The 22,846-nt window shown below is 67.9% G+C and carries 21 protein-coding genes; 11 read left to right on the top strand and 10 right to left on the bottom strand.

The window, feature by feature from the left end:
• Positions 1–51 precede the first annotated feature (51 nt).
• Positions 52–1,392 (bottom strand): glucosylglycerate hydrolase, encoded by a 1,341-nt coding sequence (gene ggh, locus ACYVN4_RS14005; protein ID WP_460721065.1) that lies wholly within the window; start codon positions 1,390–1,392, stop codon positions 52–54.
• A gap of 164 nt (positions 1,393–1,556) precedes the next feature.
• On the opposite strand from ggh, the gene ACYVN4_RS14000 reads away from it, so the two are divergent.
• From ACYVN4_RS14000 to ACYVN4_RS13975, 6 genes are all read left to right on the top strand, one after another.
• The gene (locus ACYVN4_RS14000; protein WP_460721063.1) at positions 1,557–2,261 is read left to right on the top strand and encodes an SDR family oxidoreductase; all 705 of its coding nucleotides are present in this window, start codon (positions 1,557–1,559) and stop codon (positions 2,259–2,261) included.
• A 158-nt stretch (positions 2,262–2,419) separates the two neighbouring features.
• Entirely contained in the window at positions 2,420–3,220 is an 801-nt protein-coding gene (locus tag ACYVN4_RS13995; RefSeq protein ID WP_460721061.1) for a polysaccharide deacetylase family protein, read from the top strand.
• A 74-nt stretch (positions 3,221–3,294) separates the two neighbouring features.
• Positions 3,295–4,086, top strand: a complete 792-nt coding sequence (locus ACYVN4_RS13990; protein WP_460721059.1) for a polysaccharide deacetylase family protein — start codon at positions 3,295–3,297, stop codon at positions 4,084–4,086.
• Positions 4,087–4,110: 24 nt separating this feature from the next.
• Positions 4,111–4,818 (top strand): TetR/AcrR family transcriptional regulator, encoded by a 708-nt coding sequence (locus ACYVN4_RS13985; RefSeq protein WP_460721057.1) that lies wholly within the window; start codon positions 4,111–4,113, stop codon positions 4,816–4,818.
• 103 nt (positions 4,819–4,921) lie between these two features.
• The gene (locus ACYVN4_RS13980; protein WP_460722643.1) at positions 4,922–5,923 is read left to right on the top strand and encodes an AurF N-oxygenase family protein; all 1,002 of its coding nucleotides are present in this window, start codon (positions 4,922–4,924) and stop codon (positions 5,921–5,923) included.
• A 3-nt stretch (positions 5,924–5,926) separates the two neighbouring features.
• Positions 5,927–7,072, top strand: a complete 1,146-nt coding sequence (locus ACYVN4_RS13975; RefSeq protein ID WP_460721055.1) for an acyl-CoA dehydrogenase family protein — start codon at positions 5,927–5,929, stop codon at positions 7,070–7,072.
• Between the two features lies 1 nt (position 7,073).
• Here the strand turns inward: ACYVN4_RS13975 and ACYVN4_RS13970 are convergent, their stop codons facing one another.
• Complete coding sequence (locus tag ACYVN4_RS13970; RefSeq protein ID WP_460721053.1) at positions 7,074–8,972, bottom strand: helix-turn-helix domain-containing protein; 1,899 nt, start codon at positions 8,970–8,972, stop codon at positions 7,074–7,076.
• A 219-nt stretch (positions 8,973–9,191) separates the two neighbouring features.
• Between ACYVN4_RS13970 and ACYVN4_RS13965 the strand changes: the two genes are divergently transcribed.
• The 3 genes from ACYVN4_RS13965 to ACYVN4_RS13955 are packed head-to-tail and all read left to right on the top strand — an operon-like array spanning position 9,192 to position 12,569.
• A complete protein-coding gene (locus tag ACYVN4_RS13965; RefSeq protein WP_460721051.1) occupies positions 9,192–10,532 on the top strand; it encodes a 3-hydroxybutyrate oligomer hydrolase family protein in 1,341 nt (446 codons plus the stop codon).
• A 15-nt stretch (positions 10,533–10,547) separates the two neighbouring features.
• Positions 10,548–11,237 (top strand): hypothetical protein, encoded by a 690-nt coding sequence (locus ACYVN4_RS13960; protein WP_460721049.1) that lies wholly within the window; start codon positions 10,548–10,550, stop codon positions 11,235–11,237.
• 6 nt (positions 11,238–11,243) lie between these two features.
• The gene (locus ACYVN4_RS13955) at positions 11,244–12,569 is read left to right on the top strand and encodes an extracellular catalytic domain type 2 short-chain-length polyhydroxyalkanoate depolymerase (RefSeq protein WP_460721047.1); all 1,326 of its coding nucleotides are present in this window, start codon (positions 11,244–11,246) and stop codon (positions 12,567–12,569) included.
• Between the two features lie 56 nt (positions 12,570–12,625).
• Here ACYVN4_RS13955 and leuS read toward each other — a convergent pair whose 3' ends face one another.
• Complete coding sequence (gene leuS / locus ACYVN4_RS13950; RefSeq protein WP_460721045.1) at positions 12,626–15,499, bottom strand: leucine--tRNA ligase; 2,874 nt, start codon at positions 15,497–15,499, stop codon at positions 12,626–12,628.
• Between the two features lie 103 nt (positions 15,500–15,602).
• On the opposite strand from leuS, the gene ACYVN4_RS13945 reads away from it, so the two are divergent.
• Positions 15,603–16,007 carry an SdpI family protein gene (locus tag ACYVN4_RS13945; RefSeq protein ID WP_460721043.1) on the top strand — a complete coding sequence of 135 codons (405 nt, stop codon included), beginning with the start codon at positions 15,603–15,605 and terminating at the stop codon, positions 16,005–16,007.
• Here ACYVN4_RS13945 and ACYVN4_RS13940 read toward each other — a convergent pair whose 3' ends face one another.
• From ACYVN4_RS13940 to ACYVN4_RS13920, 5 genes are all read right to left on the bottom strand, one after another.
• Positions 16,008–16,436, bottom strand: a complete 429-nt coding sequence (locus tag ACYVN4_RS13940; protein ID WP_460721041.1) for a GNAT family N-acetyltransferase — start codon at positions 16,434–16,436, stop codon at positions 16,008–16,010.
• A gap of 27 nt (positions 16,437–16,463) precedes the next feature.
• Positions 16,464–16,790: a hypothetical protein gene (locus ACYVN4_RS13935; protein WP_460721039.1), complete on the bottom strand. Its 327-nt coding sequence runs from the start codon at positions 16,788–16,790 to the stop codon at positions 16,464–16,466.
• Positions 16,787–17,710 (bottom strand): TIGR04222 domain-containing membrane protein, encoded by a 924-nt coding sequence (locus tag ACYVN4_RS13930; protein WP_460721037.1) that lies wholly within the window; start codon positions 17,708–17,710, stop codon positions 16,787–16,789. The genes ACYVN4_RS13935 and ACYVN4_RS13930 overlap by 4 nt, the downstream gene beginning before the upstream one ends.
• A gap of 64 nt (positions 17,711–17,774) precedes the next feature.
• On the bottom strand, positions 17,775–18,644 hold the full coding sequence (locus ACYVN4_RS13925; protein WP_460721034.1) for an MbnB/TglH/ChrH family RiPP precursor modification enzyme: 870 nt from the start codon (positions 18,642–18,644) through the stop codon (positions 17,775–17,777).
• On the bottom strand, positions 18,641–19,567 hold the full coding sequence (locus ACYVN4_RS13920) for a TIGR04222 domain-containing membrane protein (protein WP_460721032.1): 927 nt from the start codon (positions 19,565–19,567) through the stop codon (positions 18,641–18,643). Before ACYVN4_RS13920 ends, ACYVN4_RS13925 begins: the two co-directional genes overlap by 4 nt.
• Before the next feature lie 113 nt (positions 19,568–19,680).
• Between ACYVN4_RS13920 and ACYVN4_RS13915 the strand changes: the two genes are divergently transcribed.
• Positions 19,681–20,649, top strand: a complete 969-nt coding sequence (locus ACYVN4_RS13915) for a bile acid:sodium symporter family protein (RefSeq protein WP_379358802.1) — start codon at positions 19,681–19,683, stop codon at positions 20,647–20,649.
• On the opposite strand, the gene ACYVN4_RS13910 is transcribed toward ACYVN4_RS13915, so the two are convergent.
• Together ACYVN4_RS13910 and ACYVN4_RS13905 are read right to left on the bottom strand one after the other, a co-directional pair.
• Complete coding sequence (locus tag ACYVN4_RS13910) at positions 20,603–21,802, bottom strand: aminotransferase class I/II-fold pyridoxal phosphate-dependent enzyme (protein ID WP_460721030.1); 1,200 nt, start codon at positions 21,800–21,802, stop codon at positions 20,603–20,605. The two genes, ACYVN4_RS13915 and ACYVN4_RS13910, sit on opposite strands and share 47 nt — an antisense overlap.
• Positions 21,799–22,839, bottom strand: a complete 1,041-nt coding sequence (locus ACYVN4_RS13905) for a 3-oxoacyl-ACP synthase III family protein (RefSeq protein WP_460721028.1) — start codon at positions 22,837–22,839, stop codon at positions 21,799–21,801. Before ACYVN4_RS13905 ends, ACYVN4_RS13910 begins: the two co-directional genes overlap by 4 nt.
• Positions 22,840–22,846: the final 7 nt, after the last annotated feature.

Genomic DNA, 22,846 nt, shown 5'->3' with positions numbered 1-22,846 from the left:
AACTGTGCCTATAGCCGTGAAGGCTGGCCTGTGATGTTCGCCAAACGTTAGCTATCCAAGCCAATCCAAGACCGAAGCGGCGGTCCAGGACTGCTGCATGCTGCCCAGCGGCAGACCGGTGAACGGCTCGTAGTACTCCGCGAAGCTGCCGTCACTGGCCTGGCGCAGACCCTCCGCCCGCAGCATGAACGACCGTTCCGCCCAGCCGCGGCGGGCGAAGACCCAGGAGAACAGCCAGCTGATCACCGGCCACACCGGTCCGCGCCAGTACTCGCGCGGGCGAAAGTCCTTGGACACCGGGGAGGTCGAGGGCGGCAGGGCGTAGCGCAGATCCGGGTGCCCGCACCAGCGCGGCCCCTCGAACAGCCGCAGCAGCCGACGTTCGGCGTCGCGCGGCAGCCCGCCCGACAGCAGCGGTGCGAAGCAGGCGAGCGTCTCGGTCTCGATCCACTTGTCCGCGCGCACATCGAAATCGCGGGCCACCCCACTGCGCGCGTCGGTGGTGGCGACCACGCCCGCGCGGAAGTAGTCGGCCCACTCGTAGAGCTCGCGCACGTCCGCGTGCGGCTGCTTGTAGTCCTCGCCGATATTGGCCAGCACATCGCAGGCCAGCGCGAAGATGGCCGTCACGAACACGTCCTCGACGGCGAAGCTCATGGTCGAGGCCAGTTGGTAGTCGTCATACCCGGCGCGTCGCATCTGCTCGACCAGCCACATGTAGCGGTCGTACTCGCGGTCCGACGGCCGCTGCGTGGCATCGCCGACCACCTGCAGGTCCTCGCGCTGGTAGGGCGGCAGGTCCGGACCCGGAATCACGTTCTCGTAGGCGCGATCCCAGCGTGGCGAGTTGTCCATGCCGGATTCCCAGCCGTGGTACAGCGTGATGCGGCCGTGTTGCTTGGGGTCGCGGGCGTAGGCCAGCCAGCGGTGCCAGCGCATCAGATCGCCCCAGCGCCGATTCAGGAAGTCCTCGGCCACCGCGCGGGTACTGCGGCCGTGGCGGCGCGAATGATCCAGAATCCGCTGCACTGCAATGGCATGCACGGGCGGCTGGGTGATGCCGGAGGTATCGGGTCCGTCCGGCGCGTCGGCGGCGAGTCTGCGGCATTCCCAGCGGGCGGGTCCCGGGAAGTAGCCGTCGACGCCGTTGGCGAAGACGATGTGCGGGATCATGCCGTTGCGCCATTGCGCGGACAGCAGGGTGTCGAGTTCGAGCGCGGCTCTCTCCACACTCAGCGGCGCCAGGCCGACGGCCACGAAGGCCGCGTCCCAGCTCCACATGTGCGGATACAGCTTCGGTGCGGCGCTGGTCATGGTGCCCAGGTCGTTGCCGCGCAGCAGGTAGGCCGCGCGGGCCGCGAGCTGGGTGGGCGTGAATCCCGGGTGTGTCATCGCCCTATTCTGCGCTGGGACTCGCAGGTACGCGCGATGGACCGGACTGGAGGACGGCTCCTGATCGCCAGATTGCACTTCGTTCGCCTTCTCATGAATCAGTCGAGCGTTGGTGTGCCCGACCGATGCATCGCAGTCCGACCCCACGCGGTTACCGTGATCTCATGGCGAATTCCGCGAACACCAGCACCGAGGCGCCCACCGCGTTGATCACCGGGGCCAGCCGGGGGCTGGGCGCGGCCATCGCGCGGGAGCTCGCGCCGTCGCACCGGCTGTTGCTGGGCGCGCGCACGCCGGGGGCCCTGGACCCGATCCTGCGTGAGCTGCCCGGCTCGACCGGGTGGCCGGTCGAGCTCACCGACTACGCGGCGGTGGCGCGCGCGGTCGAGGGCATCGAACGGCTGGATGTACTGGTGCACAACGCCGGAATCGCCGACCTGGGAACGATAGCCGATTCCAGCGTCGAGCAGTGGCGGAATACGTTGGAAGGCAACCTGATCGCGGTCGCCGAGTTGACCCGGCTGTTGCTGCCCGCGCTGCGTGCCGCCAACGGCCATGTGGTGCTGATCAATTCGGGTGCGGGATTGCGGGCCAATCCGGGGTGGGGTGTGTACGCGGCGAGCAAGTTCGGCCTGCGCGCCTTCGGTGACGCACTGCGGCTCGAGGAGCCCGCGCTGCGGGTGACCTCGGTGCATCCGGGTCGCATCGACACCGACATGCAGCGCGCGATCATCGCCGAGGAGGGGCGGGCGTACGAGCCGCGGGAGTTCCTGACCGCCGAGACCGTGGCGCGGGCGGTGCGGGGAGCCGTCGAGACCCCGCGCGACGCGCATCCCACCGAAATCGTGTTGCGGCCCATCGCACGCTGAGGCTTCCCGGACCTCTCTGAGAGCAGCCTTAATTTCTCCACTGAATTCGAATCATTTCGCACAGATTTCGTGTTCGGTTCACAACCTGTGGATATAAATGATGAGCCCTGCGAGGGAGGCACGGCGCAAAAATATATATTTCGGAGTGATCGACAGGTATGGATAGAAGACAGCTGCTCGCCTTGCTCGCCGCGGGCACTGCGACTGCCCTGACGGGCTGCTCCGCCGACCCCTCCCCGCACAAGGTGACCCCGCGAATCAGCGGTCCCACCACCACGCCCGCGCCCTCGCCGGTGCCGCAGGCGCTGCCGACGCCCTCGGGCGCACCGAAGGCCCGAATTCCCGCCGGAACGATTACCGCGTTGCCCGGCAGCGGCAACAATCTGGCGCTCACCGTCGATGACGGCGCGAGTGCGGAGGTGGTCGGCGCGTATATCCAATTCGCCAAGGACACCGGCGCGCGGTTCACCTTTTTCGTCACCGCCTATTACGACTCCTGGACCACGCACCGCGCCGCGTTGCGGCCGCTGGTCGACTCGGGCCAGATCCAGCTGGGCAATCACACCTGGGACCACCCGGACCTCACCAAACTGTCCGCGGCCGAGGTATCCACGCAGCTCACCAAGGCGAAGACGTTCCTGCGCAACAACTTCGGCGTGGACGGTGCACCGTATTTCCGTCCCCCGTACGGCCGCCACGATGCTACGGTCGACAAGGTGGCAGCCGATCTCGGTTACACCGTTCCCGTCATGTGGTACGGCTCGCTGTCGGACTCCGGTGTCATCACCGAGGACTACCTGATCGAGTGCGCGCGTAAGTATTTCAACGCGCAAGCCATTGTCATCGGACACGCCAACCATCCGGCCGTCACCCACTGCTACGGCCAAATGGTCGACATCATCCGGTCCCGCAATCTGTCGCTGGTGACGCTGAACGACGTGCTGGTGTCGCCGACCTGACCCCCGGGGTTGCGTTGGGGGAGTGAAAGTTCCGGTGCCATGCGCGGTGCCGGAGTGAGGGAATGAGGTTCGACATGGACAGACGACGGCTGCTGACGATGCTGGCGGCGGGCACGGCTGCCACCCTGCTGGGCACCGGTGAAGCACGCGCCGACTTCCCCTTCGACTCCGGATCCTCCGGCATCGTCCCGCAGCTGCCGGGAATGCCGCAGACGACACCGGATTTCGGGCCCAAGACGCCGATCGGGACCGGCACCATCAGCGCGCTGCCCGGCGACGGCAATCACATGGCGCTCACCATCGACGACGGGGCCAGCTCCGAAACCATCGGCGGCTTCATCGATTTCGCCCGCAATACCGGCGCTCGGCTCACCTTCTTCGTGACCGCCTACTACCCCGGCTGGCTGGATCACCGGGATACGCTGCGGCCCTTGGTCGATTCCGGCCAGGTCCAGCTGGGCAATCACACCTGGGATCACCCGGACCTGACGCGACTATCCGGTGGCGCGATCGCCGATCAGCTCAACCGCTGCAAGGATTTCCTCTGGAACCAGTACGGCACCGACGGCACCCCGTACTACCGGCCGCCCTACGGCCACCACAACGGCAGTGTCGATGCCGTGGCCGCCGACTGCGGCTACACCGTTCCGACCATGTGGTACGGCAGCCTCAACGACACCAATACGGTGATCAACGACGGCATGCTGCTGGATGCCGCCCGGCAGTGGTTCCGGGCCCAGGCCATCGTCATCGGCCACGCCAACCGGCCGACGGTCACCCATCTCTACGACCAGCTCTCCGACATCATCCGCGAACGCAACCTGCAACTGGTCACCCTCAACGATGTCCTGATCCCGCCGCGCTAGCTCCCGGATGGGATGCTTGACCGCATGGCGGTGGACAGGGCGGAGGCGACGGGTGGTCGCTGGGGCGAGCACAATGTCGAGCGCCGCCGCGCCATCATCGACGCCTACATCGAGCTGATCGAGGAATCCGCACCGGGCGCGGACATTCCGCTGCAGGTGATCGCCGACCGCGCCGGGGTGAAGCGGTCGGTGGTCTACCGGCACTTCGGCGATCGCGGTGACCTGGATGCGAAGACGCGCGAGTTCGCCGTCGAGAGCGTGGTCGAGCTGGTGATGCCGGACTTCGAGCCGGAAGAAGGATTGCGCGACACCATCTTCCGCATCGTCGGCACCTACGTCGGCTGGGTGGCGGTGCACGCCCGGCTGCACGGCTGGATCGAGCGCGGTCCCGGCAGCGGTGATCCGGCGGGCAAGGCCGTGGTGGTCGGGACCAAGGCGGCCATCGCCGAACGCGTCGCGCAACTGTTCACCCTGGCGGCGAGTGTTGTCGGGCAACAGCATCCGGGCATCGACCCGGCTGCGTTCGCCATCGTCTCGCTGGTGGACGGCGGGGTGACCCGGTGGCTGGAGACGCGTCCGGCCGATCTGGACGAGGCCGAACTGACCCGTCTGCTCGCCGACTCGATCTGGGCGCTGTTCGACGCGATGGCCCGCACCCGCGGCTTCGCCGTCGACCCGGACCGGCCGATCGCGGAGCTGCTCGCCGATCCGCCCGCACCGCTCGATCTCTGATTCTCCTTCTTCTCCGCTTGTCACAGAGTGTGCGCGACATTGTGTCGCGATCACTCTTGTTTCGGCATGTCGGGACCGGTACCGTCGGTCCTATCGCGACATGATGTCGCGGTCACCCGAAACAGGGAGAAATGCCGTGAACGCACACCTCGGCCTCGACGCATACACCGAATCGCTGAGCACGCTCTCGGATGGATCGGTCAACAAGCGCTTCGATCCGTACGTCGACATCGACTGGGATCACCCCGACTTCGTGGTCCGCGCGGACGACGACCGCTGGATCCTCCCGCCCACCGACCCCTTCGGCGCGCACCCCTGGTACCAGGCATTGCCGCGCGAACGGCAGATCCACATCGGCATGTGGCGGCAGGCCAATGTCGCCAAGGTTGGGCTGCAATTCGAGAACCTGCTCATTCGCGGCCTCATGCAGTACGTGTTCTCGGTGCCCAACGGGTCGCCCGAATTCCGTTACTGCACACACGAAGCCATCGAAGAGTGCAACCACACCATGATGTTCCAGGAGGTGGTCAACCGTGTCGGCATGGATGTCGCGGGCATGCGTTCCTGGGTGCGGGTGGTCGGACCGCTGGTGCCGTTCCTGGCCTCGCTGTTCCCGGAATGGTTCTTCGTGATGGTGCTGGCGGGCGAGGAGCCCATCGATCACGCGCAGAAGACCGTGTTGCGCGGCGGCGACCGCACCCATCCCATGCTCGAACGCGTCATGACCATCCATGTGGCCGAGGAGGCGCGGCACATCAGCTTCGCGCATCAGTACCTCGAACACCATGTGCCGCAACTCGGTCCGATCAAGAAGTTCGCACTCTCGCTGGTCTTCGCGCCGACCATGCGCATCATCTGCGACCTGATCGCCGTCCCCACCCGCAAGTTCCGCCACGACTGCGACGTTCCGCACTCGGTCGTGCGCGACATCTTCTGGCGCAACCCGGAGGCCCGGAAGATGTTGCGCAACTTCTTCGCCGACGTCCGCATGCTGGCCGAGGAACTCGACCTGATGAACCCCGTCGCCCGCGTGCTGTGGCGCCTCTGCCGCATCGACGGCACGCCCTCGCGTTACCGCAGTGAACCCGCCCGGAAGGCCGCCTGATCCATGACCTACGAGTACCGATCCCCTTGGCTGGACGAGGATCTGGACGAGCTGCGCAAGCTCGCGCGCGCCTTCTGTGAAAAGGAGATCGCCCCGAATATCGAGAAGTTCATCGCCCAGCATCACGTCGATCGCGATCTATGGCAGGTGGCCGGCTCGCTCGGGCTGCTGTGCATGTCGATTCCCGAGGAGTACGGCGGCGGTGGCGGCACTTTCGCGCACGAGGCGGTGCTGATCGAGGAGCAGGCGCGCGTCGGCGACTCGTCCTGGGGCGGGCCGCTGCACAACGCCATCGTGGCGCACTACCTGCTGGCCTACGGGACCGAGGAGCAGAAGCGGCGGTGGTTGCCGAAGATGGCCGACGGCTCGGTGGTCGGCGCGATCGCCATGACCGAACCCGGCACCGGCTCGGACCTGCAGAACGTGAAGACGCGGGCGGTGCGCGACGGCGACGACTACGTGGTCAGTGGGTCGAAGACGTTCATCACCAATGGCGGCCAGGCCGACCTGATCATCGTCGTCGCCAAGACCGGAACCGGTGACGCGGCGGGGATCTCGCTGGTCCTGGTCGAGGCGGACCGGCCCGGATTCCGGCGCGGCCGGGTGCTGGACAAGATCGGCCAGCGTGGCCAGGACACCTCGGAGCTGTTCTTCGACGAGGTCCGGATACCGGTCGCCAACCTGCTCGGCACCGTAGAGGGGCAGGGCTTCATCCAGCTCATGCAGCAGTTGCCGCAGGAGCGGCTGATTCTCGCGGTCGGGTCCACCATCGCGGTGGAATCGGCGCTGGCCCACACGCTTTCCTACACCAAGCAGCGGGAGGCGTTCGGCAAGCCGATCTTCGGCTTCCAGAACACCAAGTTCACCCTCGCCGAGGTGGCCACCGAGGCCCGCATCATGCGGGTGTTCGTGGACCACTGCATCGAACGACACGTGCGCGGCGAACTCGATATCGCGACGGTCGCCATGGCCAAGTGGTGGACCACCGAGCGCGCCATGGCCAACCTCGACGAATGCCTGCAGTTGCACGGCGGATACGGGTACATGACCGAGTACCCGATCTCGCGGTTGTGGGTGGACAACCGGGTGCAGAAGATCTACGCGGGCACCAACGAGATCATGAAGGAGATCATCGCGCGGACACTGTGATTCATCCGGTGAAGACGGCGGCTTCGCGCAGGCGGTGCAGGCGCAGGGCGAGCTGGATCTCCAGTGCGCGATCGGGATGCTGCCAGCCCTCGCCGAGCAGGCCGGTGATGCGCTCGAGGCGTTGGGTCACCGTATTCACGTGCACATGTAGCTGTTTGGCGCTGGCACTGAGGCTGCACCCGCTGGCGAAATAGGCTTCCAGCGTGTGGATGAGTTCGGTGCGGCGACGCCGGTCGTAGTCGACAACCGGCCCCAGCGCACCGTCGAGGAAGCCGGGGGCGTCGGCGTCGCCACTGATCAGCAGGCCGACGAAGCCCAGATTGGCGGCGCTGCAGGCGGATCCGGTGCGGCCCAGCGCGTGCAGCACCCGCACGCAGCGCACCGCTTCGCGGTAGGCGGACTCGGCGCCGGACGGGAGGCCCACCGGTCCCGCGCCCGCGATGGTGGCGCGGGCTCCGAGCGCCGCGGCGAGTTCGCGGCCGATCTGGTCGGCGGTGGCGGCGGGGTCGTCGCCGGGCAGCAGCAGGACGGTGTGCTCGCCCCGGGTGGCCGCCAGCCCGTGATGGGACATGCCGTAACCGGTTGTCCAGGTGGCCATTCGGCGATGATCGCCGTGATCGACCACCACCAGCACATGGGGTCGGCCGAGATTGATGCCGAGCAGCGCCGCGCGGTTCTCCAGCGTCTCGCGGTCGGCGACCCGACCGGCCAGCAGATCGTCGAGCAGTTCCCCGCGCACCCGGCCCTCGGCCTCGGCGATGCTGCGGCGGAACAACAGCAGCAAGGCGGTGACCAGCGCCGCGCGCTCCAGAATGCGCTGATCGGAGACCGAGAGCGGGTCGGGGTGATGCAGCACCAGCGTGCACAGCGGATCACTGCCCGCCCCGCCGGGCGCGGCCCAGAGCTCCTTCAGTTGCGCGGTGCGCCCGAGTTGCGCGGCGGTGGTGGAGATTTCACCCAGCAGCCGGTCCTCGTCGAGTTGCTCGTGTGGCCGACCGTCGGGTGCGTCGACCAGGCCGACACGGCGGCCGTCGGCGTCCAGGACCAGTAGCGCGCCGCCGAGAATGTCGGCGGCCACCGCGGCGACATCCTCCACGCCACCGCCGCGCACCACCACGTCGGTCATCCGATCGTGGGCCTGTGCCGCACGTTCGACGGTGTTGTAGTGGGCGTGCATGGCCTCGTTGGCCGCGCTCAATTCGGCCAGGGCCGTGCGGGTTTCGGTGAGCAGGCGGGCCGAGTCCAGGGCGATGGTGGCGTGCGCCGCCAGCGAGGACAGCAGCGCGATCTCCTCCGGCGAGTAGGGGCGGGCATCGCGGTGCGAGGCGAACAGCACCCCGATCACCTGCTCGCCCAGCTTCATCGGCACCCCCAGGATCGCCACGATGCCCTCGTCGCGCACCGCGCCGTCGATGCCGGAGGTGTGGTGGAAACGCTGGTCGGCGAAGTAGTCCGGGGTGCAGTACGGCATGCCGGTCTGCTGCACCAGTCCGCCCAGGCCCGCGCCCATGGGCAGGCGGCAGGCGCGGAACTCCGGTGATCCGGAACCGTCGGTGACGCGCATGTAGGTGTCACCGCTCTCCTGGTCCGGCAGGGTCATGTAGGCGATGTCCGAGCGCAGCAGCCGACGCGCGCGATGCACGATGGCGCGCAGCACTGCGTCCACATCGCGCAGGCCCGCGAGATCGCTGGCGGTGTCGAACAGGGCCGCCAACTCGGCTTCCCGGCGGGTCCGCCGTTCCAACAGTGCGCGGACCCGCAGCGCGGACATTTTCGCTGTCTCTAGCGCGGCCACCTCGGCGGCGGGGGCGCCCGCGGCGCGCGCCTGCAGCACGGGGGCCTCGAATTCGACGGCGGGAGCTTCCCGTTCGAGCAACTCCAGGAAGATCTCGCTGGTCATGGCGTGACATTGTGGCGCACTTCGCGATCGCGCGGGCGGGAATGTCGTGTGGGCGTTCCACATAGTGATGACCCGGCCTATCTCTGTTGGCCACATGAGGTGACCTCCGACACATTCGCACCCGGAAATGTGGGTGACGCCCACCTGGCCGCGGTCGTGGCTGGTGAACAGACTTTCCGGCATTTCACTGGATATCACCGCCGTTCGAGAGGGAGCCCGATGCCGCAAGCACACCGCCGGGGCGCGATTCGCCGACTCGTCGCGCACACCGCCATTGCGACGGCCGCGGTCGTAGTCGCCGGAACCGTGGCCGCCGGGGAGCAGCCCGTGGCACGGGCCGCGAACTGTGCGGCGCCCCTGGTGCTCGGCGCACAGTTGCAGATCGCGGACTGCCTCGACGATCTGACCACCGCGGGCACCGTCGACTCCGGGCACACCGTGCCCGCCGACTGGGCGGGACTGCACCCGGCCGGTGCCCGCAATCCCAGCGGCGTACCCGGCATGCAGATCGACGGCTACTTCCCCGACAACTCCACCACCAACACCAATCACGGCTGGAATCACGACAGCCAGTTCGTGATTCGGCTGCCCGAGCACTGGAACGGGGGACTGGTGGTCAGCGGGTCGCCGGGCAATCGGCGGCAGTACGCCAACGACTTCGTCATCTCCGACTGGGTGCTGGCGCAGGGGTATGCCTTCGCCGCCACCGACAAGGGCAATACCGGCTCGGACTTCTTCCGCGACGACGCCGCACCCGGTGACGCGATGGCCGAATGGAACAGTCGCGTCACGCAATTGACCGTCGCGGCGCAGGCCACGGTCGCGCAACGCTACGGGCGGCCCGCCGCCCACACCCTCATGGCCGGACTGTCCAACGGCGGCTATCTGGTGCGCTGGCAACTGGAGAACGCGCCGTGGCTCTATGACGGCGGTGTCGACTGGGAGGGCACCCTGTGGACGGATGTGGATAACCCGCTCACCTCCCTTCCGCCTGCCATCGCGAATTACCCGAACTCACAATCGGATCCGGCCGCCCGCGATGCCATCGTGGCTGCGGGCTTCGCGGCCGAATCCCAGCCGCTGTGGGAGTACCACGACAAGACGTACTGGGAGCTGACCCAGCGCATCTACAGGCAAGAATTCGATCCCTCGTACACGGGTGCCGACGCCGAATACGACTATCCGGCCCGCCCGCAATCGGTTCACGACGCCGTCGCGCGGATCGCGCTCTCCGGCCGGATTCACAAGCCGCTCATCACCGTTCACGGCACCTTGGACACTCTTCTGCCCATTTCACACGACTCCGATGTGTACGCCGCCATGATCCGCGACCAGGGCCGCGCCGACCTGCACCGGTACTACCGCGTCGAGGGCGGCAATCACGTCGACGGCCTCTACGACACCTACCCCAACCTGCTGCGGCCCATGCTGCCGTGCTTCCGCAGCGCCTTCACCGCACTCGAATCCTGTACGACCGCAGGGCAATCGCCGCCCGCGGATACGACGCTGTCCCGCCCGGCCGGTACGGATCCGGCCAATGCGTGCCCGCTGGGCAACTGAGAGAAAGAAGTACAGATGAGGAAGTTCACGACGGTGGCCCTGCTGCTCGCCGCCACCGCCGGGGTTGCCACCGGACCCGCCGACGCGGCACCGGCCGGAACCGACAGCGGCGTCATCAATTACACCAACCAGGCCACGGCGACCGGCTCGGTCATTCGCACCGACGCGGGCTCGTTGGTGGTGGACGACGGCGCGCTGAAGATCAAGGCCGCCGATGGAACCACCGTCGCGGGAACGCCATTGACGTTCCGGGTCGATGACTTCGAGTTCCCGATCGCGGCCGAGGTCGCGGACCGCACCGCCACCTTGACGCCGCAGTTCGACGAGTCGCACGCGGTCTACAAGCCGGTCGCGCTGCCGTACGAGGATCAGGCCCCTTGGAAGACCCAGTACGACCGTGAGCAGGCCGCGTGGAACCGCCTGCGCGACACCGTGAGCATGGGCGCGACCGTCGGAACGCTGGTCGGCGGCCTGGGCGGCGCGGCACTCGGGTGCGTGATCGGTGGAGTCGTATTCGCCGCGGCCACAGCGCCTTTGGCCACGATGTTCGGTGTCGGTCCGGTCGCGGGCTGCCTCATCGGCGCCTCCACGGTCGGCTTCCTGGGCACCATCGCCGGCCAGGTCTTCGTGACCGCGCCCGTCGCCATCGCCTCCGCCATCCAGTACTTCACCACCATCAATCAGCCGTTCACTCCGGCGAAGTAGGGCCGCATGAAGTTACGAAACATCCTGTCCGTCACGGCCATCGGTCTCGGGCTGGCCGCGATCACCGCCAGCATGGTGACCGCCGCTGTCCCCAGCCCCACGCCGGGCACGCTGCAGGGCTACAACATCAGCGGCACCTACGTCTCGGGCGTCTCCTCCGGTGGCTATATGGCCAACCAGCTGCACGTCGCCTATTCCAGCGTGTTCGAGGGCGCGGGCATCTTCACCGCCGGCCCCTACCGCTGCGCCGGGGACTTCGACTACGCGGTCCGGGCGCAGAACTCCTGCATGCAGAACACATCAGGCCGCCAGACTCCCGCCCAATTGGAGTCGGCCACCAAGGATCTGGCGAACCAGGGCAAGGTGGATCCGGTCTCCGGCCTGTCCGGCTCCCCGGTGTACCTGTATCACGGCACCAACGACAACACCGTGCTGCAGGCCGTCAACGACGATCTCGCCACGTACTACACGGATTTCGGCGCGAACGTCACCTACAACAAGTCCAGTGCGGCCGGGCACGCCTGGGTCAGTCCGCTGGGGCCGGTGAACTGCTCGGACACGGCATCCCCGTTCGTCAACAACTGCAACAACGATCCCGAGAAGGAGATGCTCACCAAGCTCTTCGGCAGCGTGAGCGCCCCCGTCTCGACCCTGAACGGCAAGCTCATCCAGTTCGATCAGAACGCCTACGCCCCCGGCGGCAGCGCCAGCGCGATCAGCATGGACGACAAGGGATTCGCCTACATCCCGCAATCCTGCGCGGGCGGAACCAGCTGCCGGTTGATGGTCGCCCTGCACGGTTGCAAACAGGGCTACGACTACCAATCCCTCGGCGACGCCTTCATGAAGGACGCCAACCTCAACGAATACGCCGACACCAACAACATGATCGTGCTCTATCCACAGGCCGTGGTGGACAACGCCAACACCAATCCCAACGGCTGCTGGAACTGGTACGGCTACGAGGGCGATGCCAACTACGCCTGGCACGGCGGCAAGCAGATCGAGGCCATCATGGCCATGGTCCACAAACTCACGGGTGGCGCGACCCCGCCGCCTACGACTACACCGCCCACCACCACGCCCCCGACCACCCCGACCACCGTGCCGCCCACCACGACACCGCCGTCGACCACGACGACTCCGCCTACCACCACACCGGCACCCACCTGCGTGACGGCCAGCAACTACGCACACGTCCAGGCCGGCCGCGCCCACCAGACGATGGGCACCACCTACGCCAACGGTTCCAACCAGAACCTGGGCCTGTGGAACACCTTCGTCACCAGCACCATCAAGGAAACCAGCCCCGGCTACTGGGAAAAGTGCTGACGCACAACTGAAAACGGCCCGGTGCGCAATGCGCACCGGGCCGAATTCGTTCGCTGTCAGGCGACGATGTTCACCAGCCGACCCGGGACCACGATGATCTTACGAGGCGGCTTGCCGCCCAGCAGTTCCGCGATCTTCTCGTCCGCCAGGGCGGCGGCCTCGACCGCGGCCTGGTCGGCGTCGGCGGGGACGCTGATGCGGCTGCGGACCTTGCCGTTGACCTGGATCGGGTACTCGACCGAATCCGCCACCAGCAGTGCCGGATCCGCGATCGGGAAGGGACCGTGCGCCAGGGCGGTGGTGTGCCCCAGGCGTTCCCACAGTTCCTCGGCCACGTGCGGGGACATCGGGGCCAGCATCAGGACCAGCGGCTCGACCAGGACCCGCGGCGCACCGTCGCCGTAGTTCTTGGTCAGGTAGTTGGTCAGCTCGATCAGCTTCGCGCCCGCGGTGTTGTCGCGCAGGTTGGCGAAGTCGTCGTCGACACCGGCAATCGTCTTGTGCAGCAGGCGCAGTGCGTCGGCCGACGGTTCGGCGTCGGTGACCTTGATCGCGCCGGACTCCTCGTCCACCACCAGTCGCCACACCCGCTGCAGGAAGCGGTGTGCGCCGACGACATCCTTGGTGGCCCAGGGGCGCGAGGTGTCCAGCGGGCCCATCGACATCTCGTAGAAGCGGAAGGTGTCCGCGCCGTACAGATCGCACATCTCGTCGGGGGAGATGGCGTTCTTCAGCGACTTGCCGATCTTGCCGTACTCCTGGAACACCTCCTCCTCGACACCGGAAGCATTGGTCCAGAAGAACTTTCCGTCCCGCTCCACGATCTCGGCGGCGGGCACGTACGCGCCACGCGAGTCGGTGTAGGCGAAGGCCTGGATGTAGCCCTGGTTGAACAGGCGGCGGTACGGCTCGGAGCCGGACACCTCACCCAGATCGAACAGCACCTTCTGCCAGAACCGCGCGTACAGCAGGTGCAGCACCGCGTGCTCCACGCCGCCGACGTACAGGTCCACGCCGCCCGGATCCTTCGGGCCGTGCTCGGCCGGGCGCGGGCCCAGCCAGTACTGCTCGTTCTCGGGCGCGCAGAAGACCTTGTCGTTGGTCGGGTCCGTGTAGCGCAGCTGGTACCAGGAGCTGCCCGCCCAGTTGGGCATGACATTGGTGTCGCGGCGGTACATCCGGGGGCCGTCGCCCAGATCCAGTTCCACGTTCACCCAGTCGGTGGCCTTGGCCAGCGGCGGGGACGGCTCGGAGTCGGCGTCGTCCGGGTCGAAGGTGACCGGGGCGAAGTCGTCGATCTCCGGCAGCCGCACGGGCAGCATGGATTCCGGCAGCGCGTGGGGTGCGCCGTCCTCGTCGTAGACGATGGGGAACGGCTCGCCCCAGTAGCGCTGCCGCGCGAACAGCCAGTCGCGCAGCTTGTACTGGACGGTGCCGCGGCCGTGGCCGTCGGTCTCCAGCTGGGCGATCACCCGGGCCTTGGCGGTGTCGATGTCCAGGCCGTCCAGGTAACCGGAGTTCACCATCGGTCCGTCACCGGAGTACACGGCCTGTGAGACGTCGCCGCCCGCAACGACTTCCACGATGGGCAGGCCGAAGCCGGAGGCGAACTCCCAGTCCCGGGCGTCGTGGCCGGGGACGGCCATGATCGCGCCGGTGCCGTAGCCGCTCAGCACGTAGTCGGCGATGAAGATCGGCACGCGCGCCCCGTTGACCGGGTTGGTGGCGTAGGTGCCCAGGAAGACGCCGGTCTTCTCCTTGTTCTCCTGCCGCTCCAGATCCGACTTGGCGGCAATCGACTTGCGGTAGGCCGCAACGGCTTCCGCGGGCGAGTCCGCGCCGCCGAAGGTCCAGCGCGCGTCGGTGCCCGACGGCCAGGACGCACCGGTCAGCCGGTCGACCAGCTCGTGCTCGGGGGCCAGCACCACGTAGGTGGCGCCGAACAGGGTGTCGGGCCGGGTGGTGAACACCTCGATGATGTCGGAGCCCGCCTCGAACTTGACCTGCGCGCCGCGCGAGCGCCCGATCCAGTTGCGCTGCATGGACTTCACATTGTCCGGCCAGTCCAGCTCGTCCAGGTCGTCGACCAGGCGATCGGAGTAGGCGGTGATGCGCATCATCCACTGCCACAGGCGCTTACGGAACACCGGGAAGTTGCCGCGCTCGGAGCGGCCGTCGGCGGTGACCTCCTCGTTGGACAGCACGGTGCCCAGGCCCGGGCACCAGTTGACCATCGAATCCGTCTGGTAGACCAGGCGATAGGAGTCGATCAGCGCGCTGCGCTCGGCCGGGGTGCGCTCGGCCCAGGAGCGGCCCTCGACGGGATTGCGCTTGCCGACCTCGAATTCGGTGATCAGCTCGTCGATCGGGCGCGCCTTGCCCAGGCCCTCGTCGAACCAGGCGTTGTAGATGCGCAGGAAGATCCACTGCGTCCAGCGGTAGTACTCGGGATCGGTGGTGGCGAAGGTGCGGCGGCGGTCGTGGCCCAGGCCCAGCCGGTCCAGCTGTCGCTGCATGTTCGCCATGTTCGACGTGGTGGTGTCGCGCGGGTGCGCGCCGGTCTGCACCGCGTACTGCTCGGCGGGCAGGCCGAAGGCGTCATAGCCCAGGGCGTGCAGCACATTCCGGCCGCGCATGCGGTGGAAGCGGGCGAACACGTCGGTGGCGATGTAGCCCAGCGGGTGGCCGACATGCAGGCCCGCGCCCGAGGGATACGGGAACATGTCCTGGATGAACAGCTTGTCCGCCGGGATGTCGCCCTGCAGCGGGCCGACCGGATTGGGCGCGTAGAACGAGCCACGCTCCTGCCAGTTGTCCTGCCACTTGCGTTCGATGCGGCCCGCGAGGTCGGCGCTGTAGCGGTGTGCGGGAACGTCGCCGCCCCCACCCGCGCTCGCGGTGGGTGTCTCGGATACACGGGTGTCCTGCACGGTCCTGCCTTCTTTAGTTCGAGCCGATCCCCGTTAAGGTCGCCCACCAGCGTAAAACGTGCCCTACCCCAGGCCCAAAAAGGGTAGGCGTACCGTTTACCCGGTGTTCGTCGTGGCGCTGATCCTCTTTGTCCTCGCGGCTGTGGCCGTGGTCACCGGCGTGCTCGGACTTACCGGGACCCTGCCGGGCAACCGGTATTTCGGGGTGCACTCCGAGGCCGCGGTGAAAACCGAGGAGTCTTTCAAGCTGGCCAACAAGGTCGCCGCGCCGACCTCCATCGTGGCCGGGCTGCTGCTTGCGGCCAGCGGTGCGGTGGCGATCGTGGCGGGCGGGGTGCCCGCGCTGATCGTGACGGCGGTGGCCGTGGTGATCTCGGTGTTCACCCTGGGTGCGGGGGTGGCGGCGGCCGAAAAGGCCCTGGCCGTGTCCTTCCCGGAGGAGAAGGTCGGCGGTTGCGGCAGCGCGTGCGGATCCTGCTCGCTGCGCGACGCCTGCGAACCCGCCTGATCAGCTGAGCGTGCGGCGCATCCAGATGTGCGGGATGCCCGCGTCCATGCCGATCTCGCCGTACGCTTCGTAGCCCAGCTTCTCGTAGAAGCCGCGGGCCTGCGTCTGCGAATGCAGTTCGACCGCGTCCAGTCCGCGCTCGCGCGCCCGCTCCTCGATGGCCCGTACCAGCGCGACGCCCAGCCCGGTGCCGCGCGTCTCCTTCAATACGGCCAAGCGGCCGAGCACACCTATGCCGTCGCGGACGACCATGCGCCCGGCGCCGGCGGGCGCGCCGTCCAGCCGGCCCAGGAAATGATCGGCGATCTCGTCGAGCTCATCGATCTCGATGTCCGCGGGTACGCCCTGCTCATCCACGAACACCGTCATGCGCACGGCATAGACGTCGGCTCGTTCCTGTTCGGTGCTGACGGTGACGACCTCGATCATGGGACCAGCATGCCCGAGTGACCAGGCTCACCCGCGGCGGGTGGGCCAGCGCAGCCGGGCGCGCCCGGCCGGGCGCGGATCCGGGAGACCCAGTGCGCGGGCGAAGGCGGCGGCGTCCTCGGGAGTACTGGTCTTCGGCCGGGTGCGCGCCCACTCCACATAGCGGGCCACGAAATCCGACCCGACCGCGTGCGCCAGCAGCGGGAAGCGCCGCCGCACCTCCTCCGCGCGTTTGTGCAGCAGTCCGTGCGTGGTCGCGGCGAGATCACCCGCGTCGAAGCCCGCGGGTGCGGCGGCCCCGGCCACCAGCGCCCGCACCAGCTCCGCCTGCCGTTGCGCGAGTGAGTCGTTCATCCGCCACAGCCTCCCCCGCCGCCACCACATCCGCCACCGCCGCCACCGCCGCAACTGCTGATGCGACCACCGCTGATCGAGCCGCCCCAGCCGTCGGCGAGGATGGCCCCGCCGGTCAGCAGCTCGGCGGCCCGGGCGAGCGCCGGGTCCAGGGAGACCAGCAGCACCCCGCCGTAGAGCGCGACGGCGAGCGCGGCGCTCTCGGGCCCGTACGCGGAGAAGGCGGGCGAATTGGCCGGGCGCAGATGCCGATTGGCCTTCCGGGCCGCCGCGAACGCGACGCGGCCACGGTGGGTCAGGCGGACCTCGCGCCCGATCGCCCAGGTGAGCACGCCCGCGACGACGACGAGGCCCTCCAGCCAGGCGACGGGATGATGGGCGAGCAGACCGGCGATCACGCGAACCACGCCGAGCACGATCACCGCGAGGAGCGGGAGCGCACCAACCAGCAGAGCGCTCTTCTGACTGTCGTCCATCAGATAACCGCGTGCCTCCAGATCGCCGCGGAGAGCATCGGTTTCCGGACGGACAGCGACCAGCAACGCGGGGGTCTGGCCCTGCGGATCTTCACCCAGCCGGGTGTGCAACGCCCTGGAGATCGGATCGAGACTCCACTGCTCGGCCTGGTCCGGTTCCCGCAGCGGAACGCCCACGGAGCTGATCAGCTCGCCCGCGCGCAGTTGCGCCAGGCCGGCCAGGACCGGCCGCCGGTCGTCGGCCAGCATGGCGATTTCGAGAGGCCACAATGACTCGGCGGACGGGCGCGCCGCGTTGCCCCAGCGGAGAACATAGGTGCGCCAGGCGAATCCCCCGGCGGCGGCCACCAGGAGGATGGCCAGGTAGATCCCGAGGAAATCCGGACCCGAAATTCCCCAGGTGTCAGCTGCGGCCGGAGCCGCGACGATTCGAAGAACCATCATGTTCCCACCCCCGAGGGACGTGATTGTCGTTCGATACCAGTATCGCGCAGACTCCCGTGCGGTGTTATCCCCGAGCGGTCATCCCCCGATAACTCGCGGTGATCGGCGGGCGGCCCGCCGCGGCGGCGATGGCGTTCAATTCGGCGACGAGTTCGGTTGCGGGCGGATAGTTTCCGTCGCGCTCGAGCATGAGGGGCACCGGACGCCCGGGCGCGAATTCCGCCACCAGGGCCAAGACCTCGGCGGGGACGGCGTCGGTGTGGGTGTCGATATAGCGGCCGTCGGATTCGTGGCCGCCTGCGATATGGCAGTACGCCAGCCGTTCGGCGGGCAGTCGCAAGAGTTCGGTGAGCGGATCGCGCCCCGTATTGCGGGCATTGGCATAGACATTCGCGATATCGAGCAGCAGGTACACCCCGGTGCGCTCGACCAGCTCCTGGAGGAACTCGGCTTCGGTGTATTCGGCGTCGGGCCAGTCGAACAGGGTCGCGATATTCTCCACGGCCAGCGGCACATCCAGTTGACGGCTGGTCCGGAAGATATTGCGTTCCAGGGCATCCAACGCCTCGCGGGTGCGCGGCACCGGCAGCAGGTGCCCGGCCTCCAGGCCACCGGCCCGTACGAAGGCGATGTGCTCGCTCGCCAGCGGCGCACCCAGCGCCCGCGCGCAGTCGGCGAGGTGGGTGACGCGCTGCTCGTCGACCGGATCGGCACCGCCCAGCGAGAGCGAAATACCGTGCGGCACAGCGAGTATGCCTCGATCGATCAGCGCCGCGAGTTCCTCGGGCACCGTGATCGTCGACCGACGGCCACGCGTCAGCGATTCCGCGATGACCTCGCAGAATCCGATGCCGTCGAGATCCGCGACGATGCCGCAGATCTCGCGCCGCCAGCCGATGCCCAGCGCCGCGGTCGGGAGTGGGGAGCCGGTCATCCGCCACAGCCTCCGCCGCAACCACCGCCACAGCTGCTCCCGCAACTGCTACCGCCGCCCCCGCTGTCGCTGCTGCCGCAGCTGGAGCCGGAACTGCAACTGCTGCCGCCGCTTCCGACGCCGCCGACGGCGATCTCGGCGGCCCCGGCCAGCGCGGGATCGAGGGTCCACAGTGCCATCCCGCCGAACAGTGCGACGGCGACGGCCGCGCTGTCGGGACCGTACGCGGAGTAGGCCGGGGCATTGTTGGGCCGCAGGTGGCGGTTGCTCGCGGTGGTGATGAGGAGGGCCTCGCGGCCGCGCCGGGTCAGCCGGGTCGGCCGCCCCACCGGCCAGGTGAAGAAGGCCAGCACAATCATGGCGAACACGAGGAAGCCGACCGGATGCCCGGTCGAGGAGAAGAGCCGGGCGAAGCCCAGGACCAGCACCGCGAGCAGCGGAATCCGGGCTGTCCACAGCGCCTTCCGCTGCTTGCCGCCGAATAGGTAGCCACCGGTGATCAGATGCTCGCGTAGACCGCCCACCACCGAGCCGGTGGCGGCGACCATGTCGGACACGCGCGGCTGCTTCGCGCTGAACAGGTGGGCGTACAGCGTGCCGGACACCGGATCCAATTGCCGCTGTTCGGCTTCGGTGGGCGTGCGCACCGGCCGACCAGCGGAGTCGATGATCTGATGACCGCGCAATTGCGCGAGTCCGGCCAGCACCGGCCGCCGATCGTCGACGAGCATGGCGGTCTCGGTCGGCCGCAGCGCGGCGGCGGGCGGCCACTCCGGATCGATCATGCGCAGCACGGCGGCCCGCCGGGCGAACCCGGCGACCACGGCCAGCACACCGGCGATCACATAGCCGAGCATGAAGATGGGACCCGAAATCCCCCAGGTGTCGGGTGCGGCGGCGGCCGCGGCGGTCCACTGGACCATGGCGATTCCCCTCGGGAGTCGTCGAAACTGTCGATCACCACCAGTATCGCGGCCGTACAGGTGCGGTGTTATCCCGAGTTATCCCCAGAAATCTGACTGATTAGCCTGTTTCGGTGCGATTCCTCAGCAAGTTCTATATAGACGGATTCATTCTGGGGATCCTGGCGATGGTCGTGCTGGCCAGCATCTTCCCGGCCCGGGGTGAGGCCGCCGACGTCGTGAGCTGGCTGACGAAGATCGCCATCGGCTTGCTGTTCCTGCTCTACGGCACCCGCCTGGCTCCACAGGAAGCCCTCGCGGGTCTCAAGCATTGGCGCTTGCATGTCACCGTGCTGGCCTGCACGTTCATCATGTTCCCGCTGCTCGGTCTGGCCGCCCGCGTACTGGTCCCGCACATTCTCACCAGTGACCTCTACACCGGTGTGCTGTTCCTGTGCCTGGTGCCGTCCACGGTGCAGTCCTCGATCGCGTTCACCTCCATCGCCAAGGGCAATGTGGCGGGCGCGATCGTGAGCGCCACCGTGTCGAACCTGCTGGGTGTCTTCCTGACTCCCGCGCTGGTGATCCTGTTGATGAACACCACCGGTCAGGCGAAGGTCGATCCGTCGGCGGTGGTGGACATCGTGCTGCAGCTGCTGGTGCCGTTCTTCATCGGCCAGTTGATCCGCCCGAAGGTGAAGGGCTTCCTGTCCCGCTATGCCGAGCCGACCAAGCTGGTGGACCGCGGCTCCATTCTGCTGGTGGTCTACAGCGCGTTCAGCGCGGGCATGGTGGAGGGCATCTGGCATTCGATGTCGCCGTGGCGAATCCTGTCGCTGGCCCTGGTGTGCGCCGCGATCCTGGCCATCGTGATCGCCGCGACCGGATTCCTCGGCGAGGCCGTGAAATTCGATCGCGCCGACCGCATCGTGGTGGTGTTCTGCGGTTCCAAGAAGAGCTTGGCGACGGGCCTGCCCATGGCGACGGTACTGTTCGCCGGTCACCCGGTGGGCCTGATCGTGCTGCCGCTCATGATGTTCCACCAGATTCAGCTGATCACCTGTGCCGCCCTCGCACAACGCTGGGCTCGTAGCGCGCCGTGAGCGACAGCAACCGGCTGTCCTCCCGCCGCAGCGAGCGGCCGCCCGCCGACGGCCGCGCGGCCAGTGCGTGCAGTACGGCTCGGTCTGCACCCGGATCCCCGACCGCGATGCGGGCGCTGCCGTCCGGATAGCGCTTGGCCACGATCCCGGCCAGCGCCAGCGCGGGTGCGATGTCCCGGCCGGGCAGGTACAGGAAGTTGGCGCTGCTGCGCGGCACCCGGATCCCGCCGCGCCGCAGTTCGGTGCGCAGCAGTTCGCGTTCGGTGGTGATGCGCAGAATCCGTTCGCCCAGTTCGGCTTCCGCCGCGTAGGAGGCGCGCACCGCGGCCACCGCCGTGGCCGGGACTCCGAACGGCAGCTGTAGCCGTTGCACCTTGCGCACCAATTCCGGCGCGCCGAAGGCGTAGCCGATGCGCAGCCCGGCCAGGCCGTAGGCCTTGGAGAAGGTGCGCAACACCAGCACATTCGGATGCCGGTTGATCAGCTCGAGATCGTCGAGAGTGTCTGCCGCGCCCAGGAATTCGACGTACGCCTCGTCCAACAGCACCGGCACGTGCGGCGGAATCGAATACAGGAACGCCTTCAACTCGCTGGCCGGGATCACGGTGCCGGTCGGATTGTGCGGGCGGCACACCGCGATCAGCCCGGTGCGCTCGTCTACGGCGCGCGCCATCCCCCACAGGTCCTGGCGACCGTGGGTGTCCAGCGGCACCGCCACCGACCGCAGCCCGATCATGTTCGCCATGATCGGATAGCCGTCGAAAGTCGGTGCGCTGTAAACGAATCCGGCCCCGACCCGGGGGAGGGTCTGCATGATCTGCATGGCCACCCCGGTCGCGCCGGACCCCACCACCACCTGTTCGGTGTCGACGCCGAGATGGTCGGCGATCAGCCGCGGCAGCCGTTTGGGCAGGAACTCCGGATACCGATTGGCCTTACCCAGGCAGTCGTCCAGCGCCGCGACCACGGAAGGCAGTGGCGGAAACGGATTCTCGCTCAGGCTCAGGTCGTAGCGGATGGTCCGCGCGCCGTGCGGATCGAGCGCCCGTCCCTCCTCGATCAGCTCGCTGCCGCGCAGTCCGGTCGGCCAGGGCACCGGGGTCGCCGTGTGCGGTACCGGAAGGCTGTTCTCCCCCGAGCCGGGCCGGGTCATCGTGCGGCCCCCCAGCGTACGGCCGCCGCCCCCGCGAAGTCCCCGGCGTGCGCGAACGCCGCCAGCAGCACCACCGATCCATTGCGCAGCCGCCCCGCCCGGTTCTCGGCGTCGAGGGTGACCGGAATGCCCGCGGCGAACAGGTTTCCACAGCTGTCGAAGGTGTCCGGATGCCGTTCGGGCGGCAGTTCCAGGGCCTCGTTCCAGTTGCGCAGGAACAGTCGGTTGGGCTGATTGGTGACGAAGGTGTCGATATCGCGGGACTTCACCCCGATGCGCTGGCACACCGCCTGCGCCACCTCCGGGACCAGCCGGTTGCCGCGCGTCATCACCTTGGCCACCTTGGATTCGGTGAAGCTCACGCAGCCCTGGCCCTCGCCCGGCTCCCAGTACTTGCGGTCGCCATTGGTGCTGAACTCCATGTCCCCCGCGAATTCCGGATAGGTGCGGCATTCGATGTCGAGGATGGGCGCGGAATTGTTCTTCACCAGCAGCCCGACCCCGCAGCCGTCGCCGGGGACCGGGGCCTGCGCGAGCCCGCGAATATCGGACTGGGTGAACACCGGCCCGGCGCAGTTCTGGGCGCAGGCGATGAGCGCGGTGCGTGCGTCGGTGGTCTGCAGCACCATGCGGGCGATCCACATGGCGTGGATGAATGCCGCACAGCCGCCATTGCTGACGTCGAACACCCAGCGCGGCTTCATATCCAGCCGCCGTGCCACCTCCGGCCCCATGCCGAGGACCGGATTGTCCGGCAGCTGGGTGTGGGTGATCAGTACGTCGATATTCGAGAGCTCCTGTGTCCCATGGCGATCGATGAGCGGGGCGACCGCCCGCTCGACCATGTCCACCGAAGTCTCGTCGCGGGCGACGTGGTGGCGGCCCTTGGGCGCGCGGAACATGACGTTCTTGGCCATGCGATCCGAGCGGGAGAACTGGGTGAAGTACTCGGTGCCGACGGGCTCACCCGGTAGGTAGCCCGCCACGTCGACCAGGCTGACAGGCGGCGTCCTCAACGAGGGTTCTGTGAAATCCATTGGGTAC

The sequence above is a fragment of the Nocardia heshunensis genome (genome assembly GCF_054782115.1).
Note: the sequence above shows the minus strand (reverse complement) of the source record. Positions and strands in the feature narration are given on the sequence as shown.